The organism is Shewanella sp. MF05913 (assembly GCF_059758095.1).
In genome coordinates this window covers 68,337-88,375 of record NZ_JCAYNT010000003.1, presented here as the reverse complement: position 1 = coordinate 88,375, position 20,039 = coordinate 68,337, and the positions used below count along the sequence as shown (strand labels likewise).

Annotated in this window: 15 protein-coding genes and 1 pseudogene; 4 read left to right on the top strand and 12 right to left on the bottom strand. The window is 42.3% G+C overall.

Annotated features, from left to right (window positions below):
* The first annotated feature begins 56 nt into the window (after positions 1–56).
* Complete coding sequence (locus AC19MV_RS06095) at positions 57–482, top strand: hypothetical protein (RefSeq protein ID WP_498306383.1); 426 nt, start codon at positions 57–59, stop codon at positions 480–482.
* 136 nt (positions 483–618) lie between these two features.
* Here the strand turns inward: AC19MV_RS06095 and AC19MV_RS06090 are convergent, their stop codons facing one another.
* Together AC19MV_RS06090 and AC19MV_RS06085 are read right to left on the bottom strand one after the other, a co-directional pair.
* Positions 619–1,110, bottom strand: coding sequence for a hypothetical protein (locus AC19MV_RS06090; RefSeq protein ID WP_498306381.1), 492 nt, complete (start codon positions 1,108–1,110; stop codon positions 619–621).
* A 2-nt stretch (positions 1,111–1,112) separates the two neighbouring features.
* Positions 1,113–1,787: an Hpt domain-containing protein gene (locus AC19MV_RS06085; RefSeq protein ID WP_498306380.1), complete on the bottom strand. Its 675-nt coding sequence runs from the start codon at positions 1,785–1,787 to the stop codon at positions 1,113–1,115.
* 352 nt (positions 1,788–2,139) lie between these two features.
* Between AC19MV_RS06085 and AC19MV_RS06080 the strand changes: the two genes are divergently transcribed.
* Together AC19MV_RS06080 and AC19MV_RS06075 are read left to right on the top strand one after the other, a co-directional pair.
* Positions 2,140–2,547 carry a response regulator gene (locus AC19MV_RS06080; protein WP_498306378.1) on the top strand — a complete coding sequence of 136 codons (408 nt, stop codon included), beginning with the start codon at positions 2,140–2,142 and terminating at the stop codon, positions 2,545–2,547.
* Between the two features lie 3 nt (positions 2,548–2,550).
* Entirely contained in the window at positions 2,551–4,929 is a 2,379-nt protein-coding gene (locus AC19MV_RS06075) for a PAS domain-containing protein (RefSeq protein WP_498306376.1), read from the top strand.
* Between the two features lie 201 nt (positions 4,930–5,130).
* On the opposite strand, the gene AC19MV_RS06070 is transcribed toward AC19MV_RS06075, so the two are convergent.
* A complete protein-coding gene (locus tag AC19MV_RS06070; protein WP_432400254.1) occupies positions 5,131–5,607 on the bottom strand; it encodes a DUF302 domain-containing protein in 477 nt (158 codons plus the stop codon).
* Positions 5,608–6,148: 541 nt separating this feature from the next.
* Between AC19MV_RS06070 and AC19MV_RS06065 the strand changes: the two genes are divergently transcribed.
* The gene (locus AC19MV_RS06065; protein WP_498306375.1) at positions 6,149–7,024 is read left to right on the top strand and encodes a CLCA_X family protein; all 876 of its coding nucleotides are present in this window, start codon (positions 6,149–6,151) and stop codon (positions 7,022–7,024) included.
* A gap of 4 nt (positions 7,025–7,028) precedes the next feature.
* Here AC19MV_RS06065 and AC19MV_RS06060 read toward each other — a convergent pair whose 3' ends face one another.
* The 9 genes and pseudogenes from AC19MV_RS06060 to AC19MV_RS06020 form a co-directional block, all read right to left on the bottom strand.
* Positions 7,029–9,911, bottom strand: coding sequence for a DEAD/DEAH box helicase family protein (locus AC19MV_RS06060; RefSeq protein WP_498306373.1), 2,883 nt, complete (start codon positions 9,909–9,911; stop codon positions 7,029–7,031).
* Positions 9,912–9,920: 9 nt separating this feature from the next.
* Positions 9,921–10,508 carry a class I SAM-dependent methyltransferase gene (locus AC19MV_RS06055; protein WP_498306371.1) on the bottom strand — a complete coding sequence of 196 codons (588 nt, stop codon included), beginning with the start codon at positions 10,506–10,508 and terminating at the stop codon, positions 9,921–9,923.
* Positions 10,509–10,619: 111 nt separating this feature from the next.
* The gene (locus AC19MV_RS06050) at positions 10,620–11,234 is read right to left on the bottom strand and encodes a hypothetical protein (protein ID WP_498306369.1); all 615 of its coding nucleotides are present in this window, start codon (positions 11,232–11,234) and stop codon (positions 10,620–10,622) included.
* Positions 11,235–11,588: 354 nt separating this feature from the next.
* Positions 11,589–12,677, bottom strand: a complete 1,089-nt coding sequence (locus AC19MV_RS06045) for an alkene reductase (RefSeq protein ID WP_498306627.1) — start codon at positions 12,675–12,677, stop codon at positions 11,589–11,591.
* Between the two features lie 18 nt (positions 12,678–12,695).
* Positions 12,696–13,784 (bottom strand): annotated as a pseudogene (locus AC19MV_RS06040) (alkene reductase); the annotation flags it as partial.
* A 463-nt stretch (positions 13,785–14,247) separates the two neighbouring features.
* Positions 14,248–14,427: a hypothetical protein gene (locus AC19MV_RS06035; RefSeq protein ID WP_498306368.1), complete on the bottom strand. Its 180-nt coding sequence runs from the start codon at positions 14,425–14,427 to the stop codon at positions 14,248–14,250.
* A gap of 32 nt (positions 14,428–14,459) precedes the next feature.
* Positions 14,460–15,338, bottom strand: coding sequence for an NAD(P)-dependent oxidoreductase (locus tag AC19MV_RS06030; protein ID WP_498306366.1), 879 nt, complete (start codon positions 15,336–15,338; stop codon positions 14,460–14,462).
* Between the two features lie 335 nt (positions 15,339–15,673).
* On the bottom strand, positions 15,674–18,655 hold the full coding sequence (locus tag AC19MV_RS06025; protein ID WP_498306364.1) for a TonB-dependent receptor: 2,982 nt from the start codon (positions 18,653–18,655) through the stop codon (positions 15,674–15,676).
* A gap of 625 nt (positions 18,656–19,280) precedes the next feature.
* A complete protein-coding gene (locus AC19MV_RS06020) occupies positions 19,281–19,991 on the bottom strand; it encodes a glutathione S-transferase (RefSeq protein WP_498306362.1) in 711 nt (236 codons plus the stop codon).
* Positions 19,992–20,039 lie beyond the last annotated feature (48 nt).

The following is a 20,039-nucleotide window of genomic DNA, read 5'->3' as shown; positions in this document are numbered from 1 at the left end:
CCCGATGTAATAAAATAATAAACAGAATAATAAATGATACTGTTTAGATTGTTCTCATGTCTTTGGGTGATGTTTTTCAACATTTATGCAGCAGTTGCCATGCTGAACAAGACAGTGATGTACACAAACTCAACGCGCACTATGCTGCCAATGTTAAATGTACCGATTGTCACATGCCATGGATGAAACATGCGGGTGGACGTGCTCACCGTTACGATGGGAGATCGCTCTCCTGGGACTTATTAACACCAACGGACTCGTTAAAAGGATTTGATCTGTTACGCCCATACACAGAACAGGGCGCAAAACTGACTAAAGACTGGCAAAAAATTGAAGCTATTAAGGGGTTATGTTACGGCAACTTCAATTACCCAATCAACGTAGTAGGTTGTCCTAAGTTTGATATTATGCCCAATGCGTGTTCAAGCTGTCATACCGATGATTTCCCAACACCAGGTGTATTCACTGATGCAATTGGTTGAAGGTGAGAAACGCCTAGAAGCCTTTAAAAATCTCACTCAGAAGCACGATTAAGCTGTAATTAACAAGAAAGAAAAATTAAAAAATGCCACACAAGCAACTTGAGTGGCATTTCTATTTACGATATTCATCCGTCATCTACATACTATTAAGATTGCCTAACAGTCCGATATAGTTATATCCCTTAGATTTATAAAAGGCTAATTCAACTTTTTTAAAGGAGTCGACATAGGCCGCCACCAAAGGCGTAAACGCAATAATCGCAAAAATGTGCTTAACCTCGCCATCGGGTACAAAGCCCACAGAATGTATCAACCAATGCGTCAGATCAAACAGCCGTAAAAAGACAATAGCGCCCAAGCCTAAGGCTAAAGAGATAAACAGCTGACACCATAAAACACGGTCAAAGCGCCAAAGTAGGGTGGATATGCTAGAAAAACAAAAGACATAAGCATAAAACCCACCGAGTAACATAACCGCTAACATATCTAAGGTTTCAGGCATTAAAAAATAACTAAACGCGGGGATGACATACCAAAACATGCGTTTTTTATAAACAATAACAAATTGTTCCGCTTTAGCGATGATGTCGTTGGGCAATGAGCTTACGTGTTTAATGTTGGTAGACATCACTATTTCAACTTTGTTGACAGTGAAGATAATTGCGCACGCGCGGTGTCAAAGTCTAACGCTTCAACGCTGTCACATAGCGCGATTAACTCTTGAGTCAATCGTGTATCTGCCGCTAACTTAGTTTGCAGCGCTTGGCATTGGGCAATGGCATCGAGGTTGCCTTGGCGTAAAAGCTGGTTAAGCTCATCAAACTCGTTTGTTAATTGTGCTAATGAGAATGTGACGTTGTGCGATTCCGTGTCGGGTTCTGGCTTTGTTAGTGTTTGATTGTTCGTTGATGTGGCTAACAAGGCATGAATATGCGCTAATTCAGTATGCGCAATTGCGGTAATCTGCTGGCCTAAGTCGGCATAAAGACTGGTGTTAGGTTCAGCATCGCTAGCATCAAGTTGGGTTAATTTAAGCTCCCAATCATATAAAGCACGGTAAAGGGCTGAAAATCCCGCTGTGCCCGATGTGCCTTTAAGTGTGTGTACAAGGACAATTAATTCCCTGGTGTTTTGCTGATCAATTAAGGTGTTAATGTCATTAAGCTGCTCAGCTAAGTTTTTTTCAAAAATGGCAATCAAACGACGATAAAACGCCTCTTTGCCAGCAAAAGGCTTGAGCAGATCTTCAAGCGTCTGCGGTGACGCTGCTGTTTTAGGGGTAACGCTCAATTTATCCGCGCTCATAACAGGGTTCTCAGTAGATAATAAAGCAACACGTTGCATTCACTCATATTAGACACATATGCATTATGCTACTTAGGCGTGACGCTATTTAGGTATTATTTAGTCATTATTTGGAAATAAATCGCTAATCTAATGTATTTATTCAATGGCTTAGTTTGCTACATCGCCAATAATAATACAATATTAAGGGATATTGATATTGGCTTCGCCCAATCGTTGTCGTGATGCTACGCCTGAAGTGCTATTTGCGAAGGGCTATTCGTGTAGTGCATCATTAAGCTTAAGCTCGCAAATGCCGACCTTAACATAAAGCCATATTTGGACCGCTAAACCAAATTGAATCGGAGCCTAAATGCAGTTAGATAAGATTTTACACGTAGAAGATGATGAATCTATTCGAGTCATTGTAGAGATGGCGCTGGTTGATATTTCTGGTTTTAGCTTAGTGTCCTGCGATGGCGGGCAGGCGGCCTTAACCCAAGTCGAGACATTTACCCCAGAGTTAATTTTACTCGACGCCATGATGCCAGGCATGGACGGATTGCAAACGCTGCTTGAGCTTCGTAAAACGCCACAATGCCAACACACGCCAGTGGTGTTTATGACCGCGCGGATTCAACAGGCAGAAAAGCAAGAATACCTCGATGCTGGTGCCCTTGCTGTCATTGAAAAACCATTTGATGCCATGACCCTAGGCGATGAGTTACAAGCCCTTTATCTTACTCACTTAAGCGCAGCAGACACTAACGATTCGGAGTAACTCATGCAAACGCCTGTATTACCGCACAATGAGCAAAAGAGACTCACCGTATTACAGCAAACGGGCTTACTCGACACTGAAGCAGAGCAACGTTTTGATCGTTTAACCCATTTAGCCCAACTCTGTTTAGGCACTGAAATCGTATTAGTGTCATTAGTGGACGCACATCGCCAATGGTTTAAATCTAAACAAGGTCTCGATGCCTGCGAAACGAGCCGAGATATTTCATTCTGCGGTCATACGATTTTGGGCGAAGGTATTTTTGAAGTGCCCGATGCACTGCTCGATAACCGCTTTGCCGACAATCCGTTAGTGCTCAATGCCCCTTTTATTCGCTTTTATGCAGGTGTGCCACTCGTGAGTAACGGCGAAAACATCGGCACACTGTGTTTTATCGACAGTAAGCCGCGTAAATTTAGCGACAAAGAACGCCAAATAGCCACCGAAATTGGCAAAACTATTGAACAAGAAATCCAGGACAGACTTCAAGAGCATGCTCAGGAAGAGTTAGCCGCGCGTGAGCAAATGTATCGTTCGGTGCTTGAAGGAACCCGCATTGGCACCTGGCAATGGAATGTGCAAACCGGTGACACTGTGCTTAACGAACGTTGGGCTGCCATTATGGGCTATACACTTGCAGAACTTGAACCTATTTCAGTCGATACCTGGCTAAACCTGCTGCATCCCGATGATGTAGCCGACTCAGATGCTCAATTAGACGCGCACCTTAACGGCAGCAAAGAATTTTTTGACATTAAATGCCGCATGAAACACAAGCAAGGCCATTATGTGTGGGTACATGATAGGGGCAAAGTGGTTTCATACACAGATGACGGTAAACCCTTAATGATGTACGGCACCCATGCTGACATCACCGAACAAAAAATAAGCCAACTAGCGACACAACAAAGTCGTGACGAACTGTATAAACTCACTCAACAGCTTCCAGGGGTTGTATATCAATATCAAACCTGGCCAGACGGCCGCAGTGCATTCCCATATGCCAGCGCTGGCATTGAAGATATTTACGGCGTGACCCCAGAAGAAGTACGCACCGATGCCACAAATGCCTTTGAGAAAATTCATCCAGATGATTTAGGCCTGTTAGTAAGCAGCATTGAGCGCTCAATTGAAGACCTCAGCCTATGGGAGATTGAATATCGCGTATCAAGTGACAATCACACGTTTAAATGGTTATCAGGCAGTGCAACGCCCGAGCGAATGGTAGACGGCAGTACCTTATGGCATGGCTACATTCAAGATATCACCGAAACTAAAAAACATTACCTCAAACTTGAAGATCTTAACCAACAGCTCAACGTTGCCCAGCAAAGTCTTGATTTAGCAAGTAAACAAGCTCAAATCGGTTACTGGCATGCGTCGTTAAAACTTGGCACCTTGTGGTGGTCGCCAATGGTCTATCAAATCTTTGGCCTAGATGAGCAAGACTTTGTACCCAGCGACAGTAAGTTTAAAAGTGTTATTCATCCAGACGATATCGGTAAGGTTGAAAAAAGCCAACAACAAGCGCTTGTCACTGGCATTCATAACGTCATACACAGAATTATTCGCCCTAGCGGTGAGGTTCGTTGGGTGCATGGGCTTGGGCAGGTAGTGGCAGAAGACAAAAATCCCGATTTAATTATGGTCGGGTCACTGCAAGATATTACCGACAGAATGAAATTACAGAAGGTTAAAGACGATTTTATCTCAACCGTGAGTCATGAGCTGCGTACGCCTTTGACCTCAATCAATGGGGCGTTAACGCTATTACAATCAGGAAAAATCACCACCTTACCTGAAAAGGCTCAAAAGCTGATGGATATTGCCAGCAGTAATTGTAAGCAACTCAGCCGATTGATTAATGATTTGCTCGATATCGAAAAACTCGCCGCCGGTAAAATGTTGTTCGAAATGAAACAACTGCAAATGGCTCCACTGTTACAGCGTGCACTGACCGATCATCAACCCTATGCAGACTTACACCACATTACTTTAGTGTTACAGCAAGAACCGCTGATAAATGATGTGTGTATTTACGCAGATGAACACCGTTTATTGCAGATTTTGACTAACTTTCTCTCTAATGCCGTTAAATTCTCACCGCAAGCTGGCAGCGTAACCTTGTCGGCATCGGTTATAGACAACGAGATTGAAATCGCCGTGCAAGATCAAGGCGCAGGGATCCCAGAAGATTTTAAAAGTAAGATTTTTGAAAAATTCTCACAAGCAGACGCCAGTAGCGCAAAAACCAAAGGCGGCACAGGTTTAGGCTTAGCATTATGTAAAGAGCTGACAGAAGCCATGCACGGCAGCATTGGTTATGACTCAAGCACAGAACAGGGCGCTCGTTTTTATGTGCGCTTCCCCCTAATGCAGTAAACACGTGTACGTGAACACTAATAAAAAATCCCAGTGTGCTTATCGCTCACTGGGATTTTTTATTAGCTTGCAGCTGCTGATACTTTAAATGCTAACTCTTGAAACAGTGAATAGATGAAACAGTAAATAGATGAAATAGTGATTAGATGAAACAGTGAATAGATAAAATAGTGAATACATTCAATGGTGATAAAATAACGACTACTTACTTTGCGTTGTTGCTGCCTTGCTTAACGATTCAAGTACATTACTCACTTTATCAAGCACGGCATCACAACCTGTAATGTTATGACGTTGCTTAAGGTATTGTGGATTGTTATACGACAACCATACCTTGTTATTCGCATCTTCAGTAATCAGCACTTTTTGCGGTAAATCGATAGCGACCTGCTGATTACACTGCATCAATTGAGTGCCAATCTTAGGATTACCAAAAATAATTACCTCTGTGGCAGGTAAACTCAAGTCGACATTTTCAGCATTTTTTTGATGATCAATCCGCGCAAATACCGTAAAGCCCTTATCCTTAATAATCGACTCAAATCTATCAGCAGTGATTTTAGGTGAAAATTGACTTTGATGAGTAATCAAACTGTCGACAGCAAACACTGAAGTGGCAGTGAATACTGAAGTCGATGTAAAAAACAGCGTCATCGCCAGCGAAAGATTTTTGATCATACAATGCTCCATTTGTGATGTTTAAGCTCAATGTTAAAGCAAGATGCTTATGTTAAAACTCGCACTAAAGTTTAGCTACTAGAGATTAGCGCTTAAAGATTAGATAGTAAAAACAACATATCGCCAAGGCCCATCTTAATATAAAGAATAATGTAAAAGAGAATATAAAAAATAATGTAAGAAGTGATGCAAGGAGTCACTCAAACATAAGCATAAACACCAGCATAAACGATCCAATTTTGCTGGTGGCCGTAATAACACTAATCGTGATGATATGAAACGGATTGAACAATGAACAACAAACCGCCTTTTTGACTGAGTATTCACTGTCTTGCATAGAAGTTAAAAAATTACCGAGGGTAATACTTTTATTTTTGCATAAATACGAATAAATATGCTGGTGGCCAGCGTTGGGTTTACGGTAATTGATATATAACATCCATCCGAATTTAACATTTCGCTACGTTCAAAAGCACTAAAGTTGTAAACTAGCTAACCAGTTAAAAGCGTGTCAGTTCAGTTTGTTGATCAGAGGTATTGTTTGGCGTCACATCATTCATTATTAAACCACCAGCGCTATTTTGAGCGCATAGGTCCAGACTATCGTAATGGTGCCTCGGTGAGTTTTTTAGACATTAAAGACACTTTTGGTTTACGCCACATTCGTGTCGGTAAATGGGTCAATAAACAAGAATCTGCGCTGGCCGCCAATTTGATTTTTGATTCAATGGCCGACCTTGCCAATATTTTACGTGTGCCACCTGAGTTAATCGGCCTGCGAGGTAGCCTGAGGTTTGCCTTTGGCTCAGGCGGGCAAAAGGGCGTACAGGCCCATTACTCGCCATCATATAAAGAATTAGCATTAGCGAAAAATGCCGGAGCAGGGGCATTAGCTCATGAGTTTTGGCATGCGTTCGATCACTACATTGCCGATAAAATGTTTATCGACGACAGCCTATTGAGTCCCGACGATTACATGAGCAGCACCAGCCGCTTTGTCTGCGCCACAGACCACTGGCTCGCCGACAAACCGTTAGTGTCTCATCCGTTAAATCAGCAGTTATCGAATTTATTTGCCGTCACTTTTTTAAGCGCCAACAGCCAGGAGCCCCACGACTATGTTCGCCGCTCAATAGCGCTAGACAAGCGGCAAAACAGCCAATACTTTGCCAAACCCACCGAAATGATGGCCCGTGCTTTTGAAGCCAGTATCGAAATGTATTCAGAAACCCACGCCGACATCGCCAACCCGTATCTGGTCAACAGCACCATCAACTCACCACTGAGCAAACACGGCGCCTACCCAGACGCCGAACACTGCGCGCAAATCTATCAAGCATTAATGGCTTATTTTGAACCACTGGGAATTGCATTTGATAAGCAGACCCAAGCATTGGTTGATGAACATATTAGCTAATTGATTAATCAGCAAGGTCAGACTTAACTAACACCTGCTTTAATCGCGCGAAAGTGACCATAGTGTCATTGGCCATCATTGGCGAGTAATCAAGATTATGAGCATTGAGTTGATATTGACCGTTAGTCAATTTACTCACTTGGCGAAGTAAATATTGATTATCTCCTGCGTCATCTTGGATTTCGATAGCCATGACTTTTCCAGTAATCGATCCTGCATTGATTGGCGTAACAAGCTCAAGTAATAGTAAGTCACCATCTTGAATGGGATTCTTACCACCATTCATCGAGTTTCCGCTAGCTGGTGCAATAAAGTGAATAGAGGGATCAAGTCGACTGAAAGTCGAATTTAAGTGAAGTGTTTCACGGCTATCATTTGATCCTGTTTTAAAATGACCACAGGCGATTTTTATATCAGGATAGAAGTTGAACTGAGGCAAGTGTTCTTGAGGTTGTTCGATGGGTAAATTAATCACATTAGCAGATGATGGTTTTGTTTTAGTCTTCGAGGTTTTACGTTGGCTGTAACGCGCTAATAGTAACTCGCCCAATTCTCGCATTGCGCTTGATACTGTATCAATATCGTCAATTGCAATGTCAATATTGGCGTGAAGACAATCACCTTCAACGTTAAACCAAGCTTGAGTATCGGTGCTATCTTGCTTACTTAAAAAAGTAATAGGGTTGCTTAACCAGTATTTACGCCATTTTGGTGAGTCAGATTCTACTTGTTGTAAATCAGCTTTAACATCTTGCGTCCACAACTCCGGGTAGCGTTTAAAGACTTGCCAACTTTTAATGCAAACAGCGTCGATGCTGGGGGGAGTGTGTAAACCGTCTAGTTCAATAAAAGCTTCTAATAAAATGGCTTTGAAGCATTTACTCATTGTGGCTTTTTCTACACCGCGACTTAAAAATGTTAAATAGGGCGTTAATGTCTGTAATTTTTCATCATCTTGCTCTTGGCTTAACACCAGTTCAAACCAACTACCAAATTGCTGGGTTAATTTACTCCAAGCATAACCACTATGATAAAACTCTGTCGCACTAGGGCGATGGCCTAAATCATCGTTGAGTAATTGATATTGTTGATCAGCTTTAGAGTAATCAAGTTTTAATTGCTGCCAAAAATCAATCAGTTCTGGATCAATGTTGATGACACAATCAGGATGAAGTTTAGGTGCATTAAGCTGCTTTACCGTCTCGTTGATGTTTTTTGATTGCAGTAATGCCATCGGACGATTCAAAAAGCTGATGTGATTACCAATAAAGTCGATAACCGAGACAAACTTTTTGTTAGTGTCTGGCGATGTGCGCAATCCGCGACCTAATTGCTGTAGAAAAAGTATTTTTGATTCAGTCGGGCGAAGAATTAAAATGGTGTCAATTGAGGGTAAATCAGTGCCTTCATTAAATAAGTCGACTGAGAAAATGACTTCAATTTTGCCCAATGCTAACAAGCTCAAGGCTTCTCCGCGCTTAACCTGAGAGTCACTGTGTACAGAAACTGCTTTTATGCCATGAGCGGCAAACCACTGAGTCATAAAATCTGCGTGCGCTTTAGAGACACAAAAGGCTAATGTTCTTTGCTGCTTGTGTGTCTGCCAGTGACCAAAAACATGTTTAGCGCGTTTTTGTGTAGCAAATGTAAATTCAAGTGCTTTAGGATCAAACTTACCGTTACGCCATGGAAGTTCACGATAATCTACCGTTTTATCGTTAATGCCTTGATAATGAAACGGCACTAAAATACCTAACTCAATGCCATCAACGATGTTCTTTTCATATACCAAATTGTTATCGCATAAAGATAAAATATCAGCTTGATCGGTACGTTCTGGTGTGGCTGTTAAACCTAATAGAAATTGCGGCGTAAAGTGGTTTAATAATGATTGGTAACTGCTGGCGCCTGCATGATGAAATTCATCCACAATCACATAATCAAAGTGATTTGGATTAACTTGATTAAGGTTTGCTTGTTTACCTAATGTTTGAATTGAAGCAAATACAATGTCAGCATCCAACACTTTAGATTTGGCATTAAAATGGCCACTCACAAGTTTAGGTAACAACGACTTAAATGTGCGCTCAGCTTGTAATAAAATCTCTTCACGATGAGCGACAAACAATACTTTACGGGCATTAAATTGTTGTACCTCAAATGCTGCCAACCATGTTTTACCCATGCCTGTCGCGAGAACAACTAATCCTTTTGATTGTAAGGCGAGCCGCGTTTGTGCCAGTGCATATAAAGCTTCTTGTTGTGCAATATTCGGGATCAGTTCTTCTGGCTCAACTTCACCCACCACGGCTAACGGCGGTTTAACCTTTTTTCGGTGCTCAGCATATTGGTTTATATACGAGTCATTGAGATCGATAGCTTGAGGGTGATTAAATATTTGCGCAAATTGATGACGAATATTGTTAAATTCACTTGGGTCTTGATTTTCAATTAAATCGTAACGTAAACACCATTCAAAGGCATGAGTTAGAGCGGTTTTACTGATATTGTTCGAGCCGATATATGCACAGCCCGTTTCTAATAAATCAGAATGTTGCTGGACGAAGATATAGGTTTTCATGTGAAAACTTAACTGGTTTTCACATTTGAAAATCTTAGTTTTTGCACCTAAAGATTGCAGAATCATTAATTCGCGTAACGCAACAGGATCGGTAATGTACAGGTAATCTGAGGTTAAAATAGCAATGTTAGCGCCGCGATCTAATGCGTCAGTTAGGCTATCAAACAGCAATTTAAGTCCAGATTGCTGGATAAATGAAACCGATATTTCGATATGTGATGCACGGTTAATTGAATGCAGTAACTTTGGTAAAAGTGGGTCGTCCTTACCACCGCTAGTTAATACAGGTCCTTCTGCTAACTTCATGTCTTTTCTCTACTTTACAGTCTTAATAAGAATGGCATTAAGCCACTTTTCGTTTGCGCGATCTGGGCGAACATCTGTTGTCACCCAAGTTTGTTTAATGTGTAAACCTGAGCCTTGTATCCACTGCTCAAGCAAAGACTCATCGGCATCAGCAAAAAAACGGCCGTTATGAGTTCGCTCTTGTACGCCATATTTGAAAGAGCAATAAAATACGCCATTGGATACCAGTGTGCTGGCTAAAGTCGAAAACGTGTTGGGTAGGGCACTTGCTTCAACATGAAGTAAAGAAGCGCAAGCCCAAATCCCATCAAAAATCAGTGTTGGGTCTATTTGTTCGAAGGTACAAACGGTAACTTTTTGACCAATATAATCAGAAGCGGCTTTGGCTAATTCAACGCTGGCATCGATAGCAGTGACATCAAACCCTAATTGAATAAAAGTTTTACTGTCGCGGCCAGAGCCGCATCCAGCGTCCAATATACGAGCATTAACCGGTAATTGACTCAAAAAAGCGTGGTACAACTCACTGACATCGGCATTAACAGTCGACGCAAAAAAGTCTTGGGAATGTTGGTTGTAAAACTCGATGGTGGACATGGCAAACCCTATAAATTACATCATTTGAGTTTATCGATATTCTACAATGCTCTCAAGTGTTTAGTGTGTTTGTTAGCTTGTCGCTTAGTGACCTAAAACTCAAACTGCTTATCAATAATCTACGTTTTGAATGACGGTTAATGCCACGGCATCACGGCCTTTTTTAGATGGCACTCGGTGGCCAGTGTCGGCGTTGGTTTTCATTGTTTGCAAAAATTGATTCATTTGCGGGCCAATGCTGATGTGTAACGGGCGATCTTTACCGTAATAATAGAGGCGATCGAATTTAAGATTTTCACAAATCCATGCCGCGACTTGTTGCATGTCGACTGGTTTATCGGCTCGGGTATCACTTGATGTGCTGGCTGGGTTATTGAGCACGGTAAAGTCGCATGCTGCACCGAGGCGGTCGCAAATAAGTTTTTGATTTTGATTGAATTCGTAAGCGCAATGTTGGTCAAGCTTTGGCGCGATATGCGGATTACGATTTTTAGCAATTAAGCGTGCAAGCTCAGGTGAACAAAAACCATAAGTGAGTGAAATAGGGCCAAATTGATCTACGATAGGGTCGAGTATTTGGGTGGCCAATAAGCTCAGTGCACGCCAGGTTTCTGGTTGCTGTGGTAAGTTTTCAATCTGATTCAGTATCGCCGTACTGCCGCAGTTAATAAGGTCTGCATAGGTAAAGTGACGGCTGGCTTTGCCATTGATATTGTAGGTAAACAATCAAGGTCCGTTATCTGTATTCTGGTTTGGTGTCACCATACCGTGTATTGATTATGTTGACTAGATAGCAGTGCTAATTGAGGTCGCAATTTGTTGATAATGTTATGGAGTGTGATCGATTAGATTTAGCCGAAACGCTTTGCATGGCGGTGTCGATAACCTTGCTTAGTTACCATTGATGAATACGATTACCACGCTGTATTTTTTAACTCGTTCACTCGCGCTTAAAGGATGAGGTTTTGTAGTAAAGATTTTGATTGTTAACGTTAACGAGTTAAAAAAGCCCGAAACCGTGTTGGTTTTGGGCTTGTAGCATAGCGTTAGTGGTATAAGCTCATGTTTGATTTTGACTTATTACGCCTTGTATTGCGGGTAGTCGCTGTATCCTTTTGCATCACCGCCATACAGAGTGAGACGTGCGTCGGCGTCAAATTCAGCAAGTGGCCAGTTATGGTAGAAACGTTCAACCAAATCTGGGTTAGTGACGTACGGCGTAGCAAATGCGACTAAATCTGCATACTGCTTGGCGAGCAGTGCTTGTGCTGAATCTTTGGTTAGCTTGCCTGCAATCATGATTGGGTTTGGGTAAACCTCGCGTACTTGTTGGCGAAACGATTCAGGCACGTTAAGGTACCGTGAGATGTTTTCAGAAAAGTGCACGTAGGCTAAGTCTAATTTCACCATGTTTGCCAATGCTGCTAGTGTTAACTCAACAATTTCTGGATCTTCTTCTGTAAACCCTTCAACAACATGCGGTGATAGTCGCACAGCCACTTTGTTGCCACCAATTGCATCGGCTACTGCGGTTAGCGTTTCTAATAAAAAGCGCATTCTGTTTTGTTGACTGCCACCATATTGATCTTGGCGCTGATTGCTTTCTAAGTGTAAAAAAGTGTCAAACAAGTAACCGTGTGCTGCATGAATTTCGACACCATCAAATCCGGCTTCAACGGCATTTTTAGCGCTTTGAACAAAATCGTTAATGGTATTGTTGATATCTTGTTGAGTCATTGCTTTTGGTTGTTCGGTTTCGATCATACCAAAACCACCTTCAGGCAATGGACCAAACACCTGGTCAGGGATTTTAATCGCTGAAGCTGCAACAGGTTGTTGGCCTGATATGCTTGAATGACTGCGACGACCTACATGCCACAATTGGGCAAATATCTTACCGTCTTTGGCATGTACTGCTTGAGTGACTTTTTTCCAGCCTTCAATTTGTGCTGCGGTGTAAATGCCTGGGGTCATTGAGTAGCCACGGCCCACTGCAGAAATAGGTGTGCCTTCACTAATTATTAACCCAGCACTGGCGCGTTGTTGATAATAATCAGCCATGATTTGGTTTGGTACATCACCTGGCTGTGAGCTGCGTGAGCGTGTCATTGGTGCCATGACAATTCGGTTTTTGGTGTTAAGTGATGAGCCATTAAAAGGCTGAAACAATAAGTGGTCTTGTACTTTGTAGGTTGGGTAATCTGTTAAGCCGACTTCGCCACCACCAAAGAGGGTTTCGGGCACGTGTTTGGCTAATGGGTAACCTTGTTTAATGCGCTCAGGTAGGTCGGGGTTTGCAACAAATGGGCGACCAAAACCAATCATATCGGCTAAGCCTGAATCAATGGCGTGATGGGCTTTATCGCCATTGTAACGGCCAGCATAAATGAGTACGCCGTCAAATGCGTCACGTAAACCTTGTTTGAATGAGACGGGGGTATCTGGCGCATCGTCCCAATCGACTTCGGCAATATGTAAATACACAATGTTATGTTTGTTCAGTAATGCTGCCGCTGCTGTGTATGTGTTGATTGGGTCTGCATCGACTGTGCCGTTTAGTGTGGTGAGCGGGGCAAGGCGCACGCCGACACGATTAGCGCCTATGGCTTCAACCATGGAACCGACCACATCATCAAGAAAGCGTAAACGATTTTCTAGACTGCCGCCGTATTGATCGGTGCGTTGATTCGATTCTGAATCAATAAATTGGTTAATAAGGTAACCATTGGCGGCATGTAGTTCGATACCATCAAAGCCTGCTTCTATTGCGTTAATTGCCGCTTGTTTAAATTGTGCAACGACTTGTTGAATATCTTCTATGGTCATTTCGCGTGGTTGTGCGGCATCAACAAAACCTGGGGTATCGGTTTTGTTGTCGATAAACACTTTGACGTTTTGTGCTGTCAGTGCAGAAGATGAAATCGGTTGCTGGCCGCCGATGTTGTCTGGGTGAGTGACACGTCCAACATGCCATAATTGGGCAAACATTTTGCCGCCTTTGGCATGGACTGCATCAGTCACTTTGCGCCAGCCTTGAATTTGTTCTGCGGTATAAATACCCGGAGTCCAAGCATAACCTTTACCCATGGCTGAGATTTGGGTACCTTCTGAAATAATGAGTCCTGCTGTGGCGCGTTGTGCATAGTAAGTTGCCATTAAATCATTAGCAACGTCACCGGGTTGGCTAGCTCGAGAGCGAGTCATTGGTGGCATGACAATACGGTTTTTTAGGGTGATATCGCCAAGTTGAATGGGTTGAAAAAGAGAAGTTGTCATTTGTGAGCCCTCATAAAGAATTGGCTATAGCTTACCAAAACATGAGGATTGTATTTATAGCACTAATAGCAAATCATCTTTGTTAAAAATGCAATAATACCAATTCCACTAATTATCTGGTCATTCAGCGGGAATTCTGTGCCTTCTAGGCAAGTAATAGGATTGAAGGCATAGTTGTTCTCGGCAACAGCTCCTGCGTTGCTCTACCTCCTGCATCCATGCAGTCGTACGTCAAAATGCTATTAAGCAGTATAGAAGGCACAGAAACCCGCCTTGCAGGAGACACTCAGACCGTTCATTTCTTTGTTGCATTGTCTTAGAAGGGAATAACCATTATTTCAACAATGCGCCTCAAACTGAACAATCTGAGTGACTCTGATTGGTCACATAATTAATGGAAATGGTATAATAAGTTAAGGGCATTAGCTTAACATAATGGGTAAAACCCAAGACCAAAGGTGAGTTAGGTTATGATCGGGCGTAAACGCATTTCATAGGTTTGAAGGTAGACTTTTTTAGAGCGTCTACGGTCGAAAAATTCAGTCACGTGACATGAACCCAAGTCATCGACAGCGCGTTGTTGATATTTCGATATCTGGAAAATAAAAAGGTCTTCATTACGAAGACCTTTTAAATGTTGCATTTATAAAGCCCTTATCGGGCGATGCAATATGACTATTTTGCTAGTTTAACAAAGTAGTCGAAGATCTCTGGTACGTTGCCATTACCTAAGCCTGCATCGAATGCGGCTTGTAGGTTAGCAGATGAACCTTCAGCAATTTTAGATTCTGTGCCTAGGTCTTCTACCATTTTTAAGAAGTAGCCTAAATCTTTGTTGGCGTTAGCAATAGAGAAACCTAAGTCGCTTACACCATCAACGGCGTAGTTTTTACAAAACTTCATAAACGGTGAGTTAGACGGGCCTGCAGACATAATGTCGAACAGTTGTGCACGGTCAACACCGGCAAGGTCTGCAACAGCAAAGGCTTGTGACATTGCACACACTGTAGTCATACCCATAAAGTTATTGATTAACTTAGTGGTGTGGCCAGCGCCTAATGCACCTAGGTGGAATACGTTTTCGCCTTGTTCATCAAGCACAGGTTTTACCTTGTTAAAGGTGTCCATGTCGCCAGCGGCCATGATGTTTAATAAACCGTCTTTCGCGTGAGCAGGTGTACGGCCGAGTGGGGCGTCGATCATACCTGCGCCTTTAGCGGCCAGGTCGGCACCAATTTTACGGGTTGATGATGGAATTGAAGTACCAAAATCAACCAGCACAGCACCTTCTTTAATACCGGCTAAGATACCTTCGTCTCCGTAAACCAGTTTCTCAACGACCGCTGATGTGGTTAAGCACAACATAACAATGTCACTTGCTGCGGCCAGTTCTTTTGCTGAACTGACGGCATTAGCGCCGCGAGCAACACAGGTCGCTACAGCGTCTTTATTAAGGTCCATTACATTTAGCTGGTAACCTCTTTTTTGTAGGTTCTCAACCATGTTGCCGCCCATAAGGCCTAGGCCGATGAAACCGATGACTGGTTTTGTCATATCTAACTCCTAAATATAGTGGTAAATGCGTTTCTACGATAAAGTTTGCGAGCCTAATTATTGTGGCTAACAATGTATTTAATGCTGTGTGTGACGTTCAAAAATTCGGTAAATTGATTATCAACTTGTATTACAAAATTCTAGTTAATTATAACCACATTGTCAACCAATTATAGCAATTGGACATACCAAAATTTATATTGGTAAGGGTTAAGGTAATACAGTTGATTATTGAGCCGATTATTCATTGGTATTAAGCGCGACGACAGAGCATTAATCTTGATTCAGTAAAGTAAAAAGCCTATCAATTTGATAGGCTTTTTGGTTTTGCTCGATTAGAACTTGGCGCGTACGCCTAGCGTGTATCGACGGTCTGCTTCGCTGTAAGCCCAAACTGAACCTAACTCTGAAGTGTATTCAATTGGCTCACCAGTGATGTTTACTGCATTGGCTACCACAGTGAAGTTTTCGTTGATATCCCAGCTTGCTGAGAAGTCGAACTGGCCACGTGCTTCGCGGTAACTATTGCCTACTGTTGGGTCATAGCTATCTGCTGAAGGGTCATTTTGGTTAAATACGTTGTAACCTAATGCACCTACAGTTTGCACACGCTTTGTGCTTTGCTCATCTAAGTAACGGTCACGCCAGTTGTAGGCTAGGCGGAACTGAAGTTCTTCACCTTCCCAGTACAATTGGGTGTTGGCTGTGTGCTTAGAAATGTTTAACAGTGGGTTGCCGTCTGGCTGTTCACTGTCGGCATAGGTGTAGTTGGCGTTAACACCAAAACCAGACCAAAGCCCTGGTAAGAAGTCAAATTGCTGTTGGTAACCTAGCTCTAAACCTCTTACTTCACCGCTACCGCCATTTACGTCGGTTTCGATAGCAATACCAGTACGGCCTGCTGCTTTTTCAGCATCGACGTAAGCTAAACCTTGGTCTTGGGTGGCATTAACGATGTCGCCTTGGCTTTGACCTGCGGTATCAAGTAAACAAATGTTGTTCCACTGTGTGGTGTTTTGACCATTAACCGTACTTGAGTCAGCTAAACAACTACTGTCTGTTTGGGTAAACGATTGCACATCTTTGTAGAATAACGCGGCAGATACGATACCGCCATCTTCAAAGTAGTGTTCAACTGACAAGTCATATTGCGTGACGCGGTAAGGTTCTAATTGGTAAGAACCTTGAGTACCAGTCACTAACGAGTTGTCGATTGATAGTGCAGGGCTTAACTCATCAAAGTCTGCACGGCGCATTACTTTAGCGGCTGCAAAACGAACTAGCGTTTCTTCAGACAGGGTATAGGTTACGTTTAAGCTTGGTAAAAAGTCTGAGTAATCGTTTTTACCTGTGTTAAGCACTTTTTTACCGTTAGCATCAACGGAATCTACAATGCTCGACTCTAATTCAGTTTGAATATAACGACCACCCACAACCGCAGTGATGTCTTCAAAGTCTAAATGGAATTGTGCGTAGATAGCACTGGTTTTCTCATTAATGAACTTATAAGCACCTGTGTCTTCAACCATGTTGTCAGCTAAAGAACCGTTCATTGCATAAGTGGTACCAGCTAACATTTGCTGTACTAATGCGTAAGTTGCTTCAGCATCTTGCAATTGGTTTGCATCATACACATTGTAAGTGAGTAAATCGTTTTGACCGGCAATGCCTGTTTGGTCGAACGAGTTGCTCATGTTAATGGTTTTAAAGCTGTCGGCGATAATTGGATTATCAATCCAGGTAGGGCTGTATAAGCCATCTGCATTTTTAGCTTTTTTATAAGCATCTTTTAACGTGTCGCCGTTTGGTTTTAAATCAAAACGATTTGAGCTGTAGTCGCGGTCGGTAAAACGCACACCGGCTTTAACTGCTGTGACAAAATCGACACCAATATCATTGATTTTAAAATCAAAACGCAATGCTTGTTCTTCGTTGTCTGTGTCCAGCGTTTTGTGATAAAACTCACGGAATACAAGGTTGTCTGGGTTAGTTAACATGCCCGTGTCTTCAAACATATACGATGGAATACCATCGCCGCTGGTTGAACTACCTGTGCTGGTGTGTGTAACAAGATTTAGGGTTGGATCGGTACGTTCAATTGGACGTAAGTTAAATTCTGATGCTGTTTGACGTTCTTCAGATTTTGAAATGGCGTATTCAGCAAATAATTCGATATTGTCTGTGACGTTCCACTCTGCACCAATGGCATGTGAAGTTGTTTCGTTGGTGGTAAAATCACTCCAGGTTTTTGGAATGGTGAGTACCCCGGTTAAGTCATAGTTGTGAAGCTGGCCATTGCTGTCGTAGTAAGAGTCGCTTCTTGGTGAAACTGAACCGCCTACATCTAGAATAGAATACGCAGCCTGACCGCCATCTAATTCAGTTGCGTTCATGTCAACGTAGATATTTAAATCTTCGTTTGTTGGTGCCCACTGAAGTGATAAACCATAAGCGGTACGTTCGCGCTCTTCAATTTTTTGTTCAACTGTGCTTTCTGTTCTGCGCAGGTACTTACCATTTGGTCCGCCTGACACATCAACAATACCGTCACCGTTAATATCGATATCGTCTTGTAAATCAACTTTGTTGAAGTATTCGTCGCGACGCAATTCACGGTCTTGGTAAGAAATGTTGGCAGAAGCACCGAAAATACCGTTTTCGCCTAAATCCCAGTTATCACCAATAGCCGCGGTAAAGTTAGGCGCTACGTTTTCTGTTTTGTCAGCATATTCACCGTCAAGGGTGATGGCGACAAGTGGCTCAGAAAGTTCAAGTGGACGTACAGTTTGCATGTTAACTGTACCGCCAAGTGCACCTTCGATCATTTCTGGTGTTGGCGACTTAATGACTTCAACCGTTTTCAAGAAGCTTGAAGGGAAGTCATCTAGGCTAATCCCGCCACGGCCAGGGCCAGCAGTAGAACGGCCATTTAATAGAATAAGGTTTTCTGATACGCCGCGAATAGTGACTGATTCACCTACACCAAAATCAGATTCGATTGATACACCGGTGATACGTTGCAGTGCTTCTGCAATGTTGTTGTCGGGTAATTTACCAATATCTTCTGCAACGATAGCATCAACGATACGGGCATCAGTACGTTTAAGTAAGTTGGCTGCTTTTAAGCTACCGAAAATACCGCGTACTGCAATGACTTCAATTTCACTTGTGTCTACTTCTGCTGCGACTTGTTCTGCATCAGCGGCAAATGCTGCTGGCATAGTTAAGATTGCTGTTAGTGTTGCGCCAAATATTGTTATGTTATTGGCTTTATTTTTTGAGCTACTAAACATCGCGCTTATTTTATTAAGCTTCATAATTCCCCCCAAAGAACTAATTATTTGGTATTACCAGTTGGCTTACCAATTGTCGTTGTTTTAATCAACAGCAACATTTATATAACACGTTACCAATAATTGCAATCTACTTTACCAAAATAATAACTTTGTCATACCAAGGTTTGTGTTCAGCTTTAAACTGCATAATAGTGAGCCACAATAGGCTTTGTACGACTATATCATTAGATTTAACGGCGTATTTATTTGTAAAGGAAATACAGAATCTTGTATCTGTACTAATGATAATAAGGTAATTGAATCTGATCACATGGATTTAACTCAATGTTACATTTGGTAATGCGTGTTTTAATTATTGGTAATACCAATTTGGTTTTTGGCTAAATATGGGCGTTGTGATGGCTAAGATGCTCTTACTATTTGTGACGGTTTGTTTTAATTATTTTGAGTTTGGCTTAAGCAGTGTTGCACCGTGATTAAAATAGAGCGGTAGGTTAAATAAAATGCGCTAAATTGCTTTAATGTCGTCAATATTGTCTCTGTGAGGCGTTATCGCACGTTAACACACACATACAGCAGCATTAATAGGTCAATAATAGATGAGTCGTATTACGGGGTAAAAACGCTTTTACGAAAAAGGTAAGGGTTATTTCGGCTTGCCAAAGACGTGGTCTTGTTTCGATTCTAACCACAATGGGTATTGCGCCATGACTTTAGTGAACATTTTGCTTTGTAAATATTGGTTCAGCCATCGGCGTAACTGTGGGTAGGGTGCTTGCAGATACCATTGGCGCTCTACTCGGGCAAACTGACGAATAAACGGCATTAATGCTAGGTCGAGCAGACTTGGGTTGTCTGACAGTAAATATTGATGTTGAGTTAAACGTGACTCGAGATTACCAAGATATTGCTCGCATGCTTGTCTGTCTTGAGTGAGCGTGGGTTCGTGATATCGCTTTGAGCAGCGGTATTGTTCAAGCAGTCCTTTAAACTCAGTGTCAAACTGAGTAATGATCGCTAACATTTCTGGTAATGCTGTAGTCGATTGGCTGTGCAGATAATGATCAGGATCGGTTTGTGAAAAAGCCCATAGCATGATGGCTAGGCTCTCATCAATAACATGGCATTGATCCATTAACGCGTTATCTTTGATCACTAACACGGGTACCGTTGCTTTAGGCGATGCGGCCATTAACTCTGCTGGTTTGTCGCTTAACACCAAATCCCGTATGAGCACTTGTTGACCCGATTCGTAAATCGCCAACCTTGCCCGCATTGCGTAGGGGCAGTTTCGTAATGAGTAGAGCACAGGTAATGTCATCGGCAGTGTCATGGTGTGTTCTCTTATGGTTGGCATAAACTTAACATCGACTCACGCTTTTTTAGTTTATTAACTCTTGGTAAA

What these genes read in the sequence shown, in the direction of transcription:
- AC19MV_RS06095 (WP_498306383.1), top strand. Translation starts at nt 57, where the DNA reads ATGTCTTTGGGTGATGTTTTTCAACATTTATGCAGCAGTTGCCATGCT.
- AC19MV_RS06090 (WP_498306381.1), bottom strand. Translation starts at nt 1,110, where the DNA reads ATGTCTACCAACATTAAACACGTAAGCTCATTGCCCAACGACATCATC.
- AC19MV_RS06085 (WP_498306380.1), bottom strand. Translation starts at nt 1,787, where the DNA reads ATGAGCGCGGATAAATTGAGCGTTACCCCTAAAACAGCAGCGTCACCG.
- AC19MV_RS06080 (WP_498306378.1), top strand. Translation starts at nt 2,140, where the DNA reads ATGCAGTTAGATAAGATTTTACACGTAGAAGATGATGAATCTATTCGA.
- AC19MV_RS06075 (WP_498306376.1), top strand. Translation starts at nt 2,551, where the DNA reads ATGCAAACGCCTGTATTACCGCACAATGAGCAAAAGAGACTCACCGTA.
- AC19MV_RS06070 (WP_432400254.1), bottom strand. Translation starts at nt 5,607, where the DNA reads ATGATCAAAAATCTTTCGCTGGCGATGACGCTGTTTTTTACATCGACT.
- AC19MV_RS06060 (WP_498306373.1), bottom strand. Translation starts at nt 9,911, where the DNA reads ATGAAGTTAGCAGAAGGACCTGTATTAACTAGCGGTGGTAAGGACGAC.
- AC19MV_RS06055 (WP_498306371.1), bottom strand. Translation starts at nt 10,508, where the DNA reads ATGTCCACCATCGAGTTTTACAACCAACATTCCCAAGACTTTTTTGCG.
- AC19MV_RS06035 (WP_498306368.1), bottom strand. Translation starts at nt 14,427, where the DNA reads ATGCAACATTTAAAAGGTCTTCGTAATGAAGACCTTTTTATTTTCCAG.
- AC19MV_RS06030 (WP_498306366.1), bottom strand. Translation starts at nt 15,338, where the DNA reads ATGACAAAACCAGTCATCGGTTTCATCGGCCTAGGCCTTATGGGCGGC.
- AC19MV_RS06025 (WP_498306364.1), bottom strand. Translation starts at nt 18,655, where the DNA reads ATGAAGCTTAATAAAATAAGCGCGATGTTTAGTAGCTCAAAAAATAAA.
- AC19MV_RS06020 (WP_498306362.1), bottom strand. Translation starts at nt 19,991, where the DNA reads ATGCCAACCATAAGAGAACACACCATGACACTGCCGATGACATTACCT.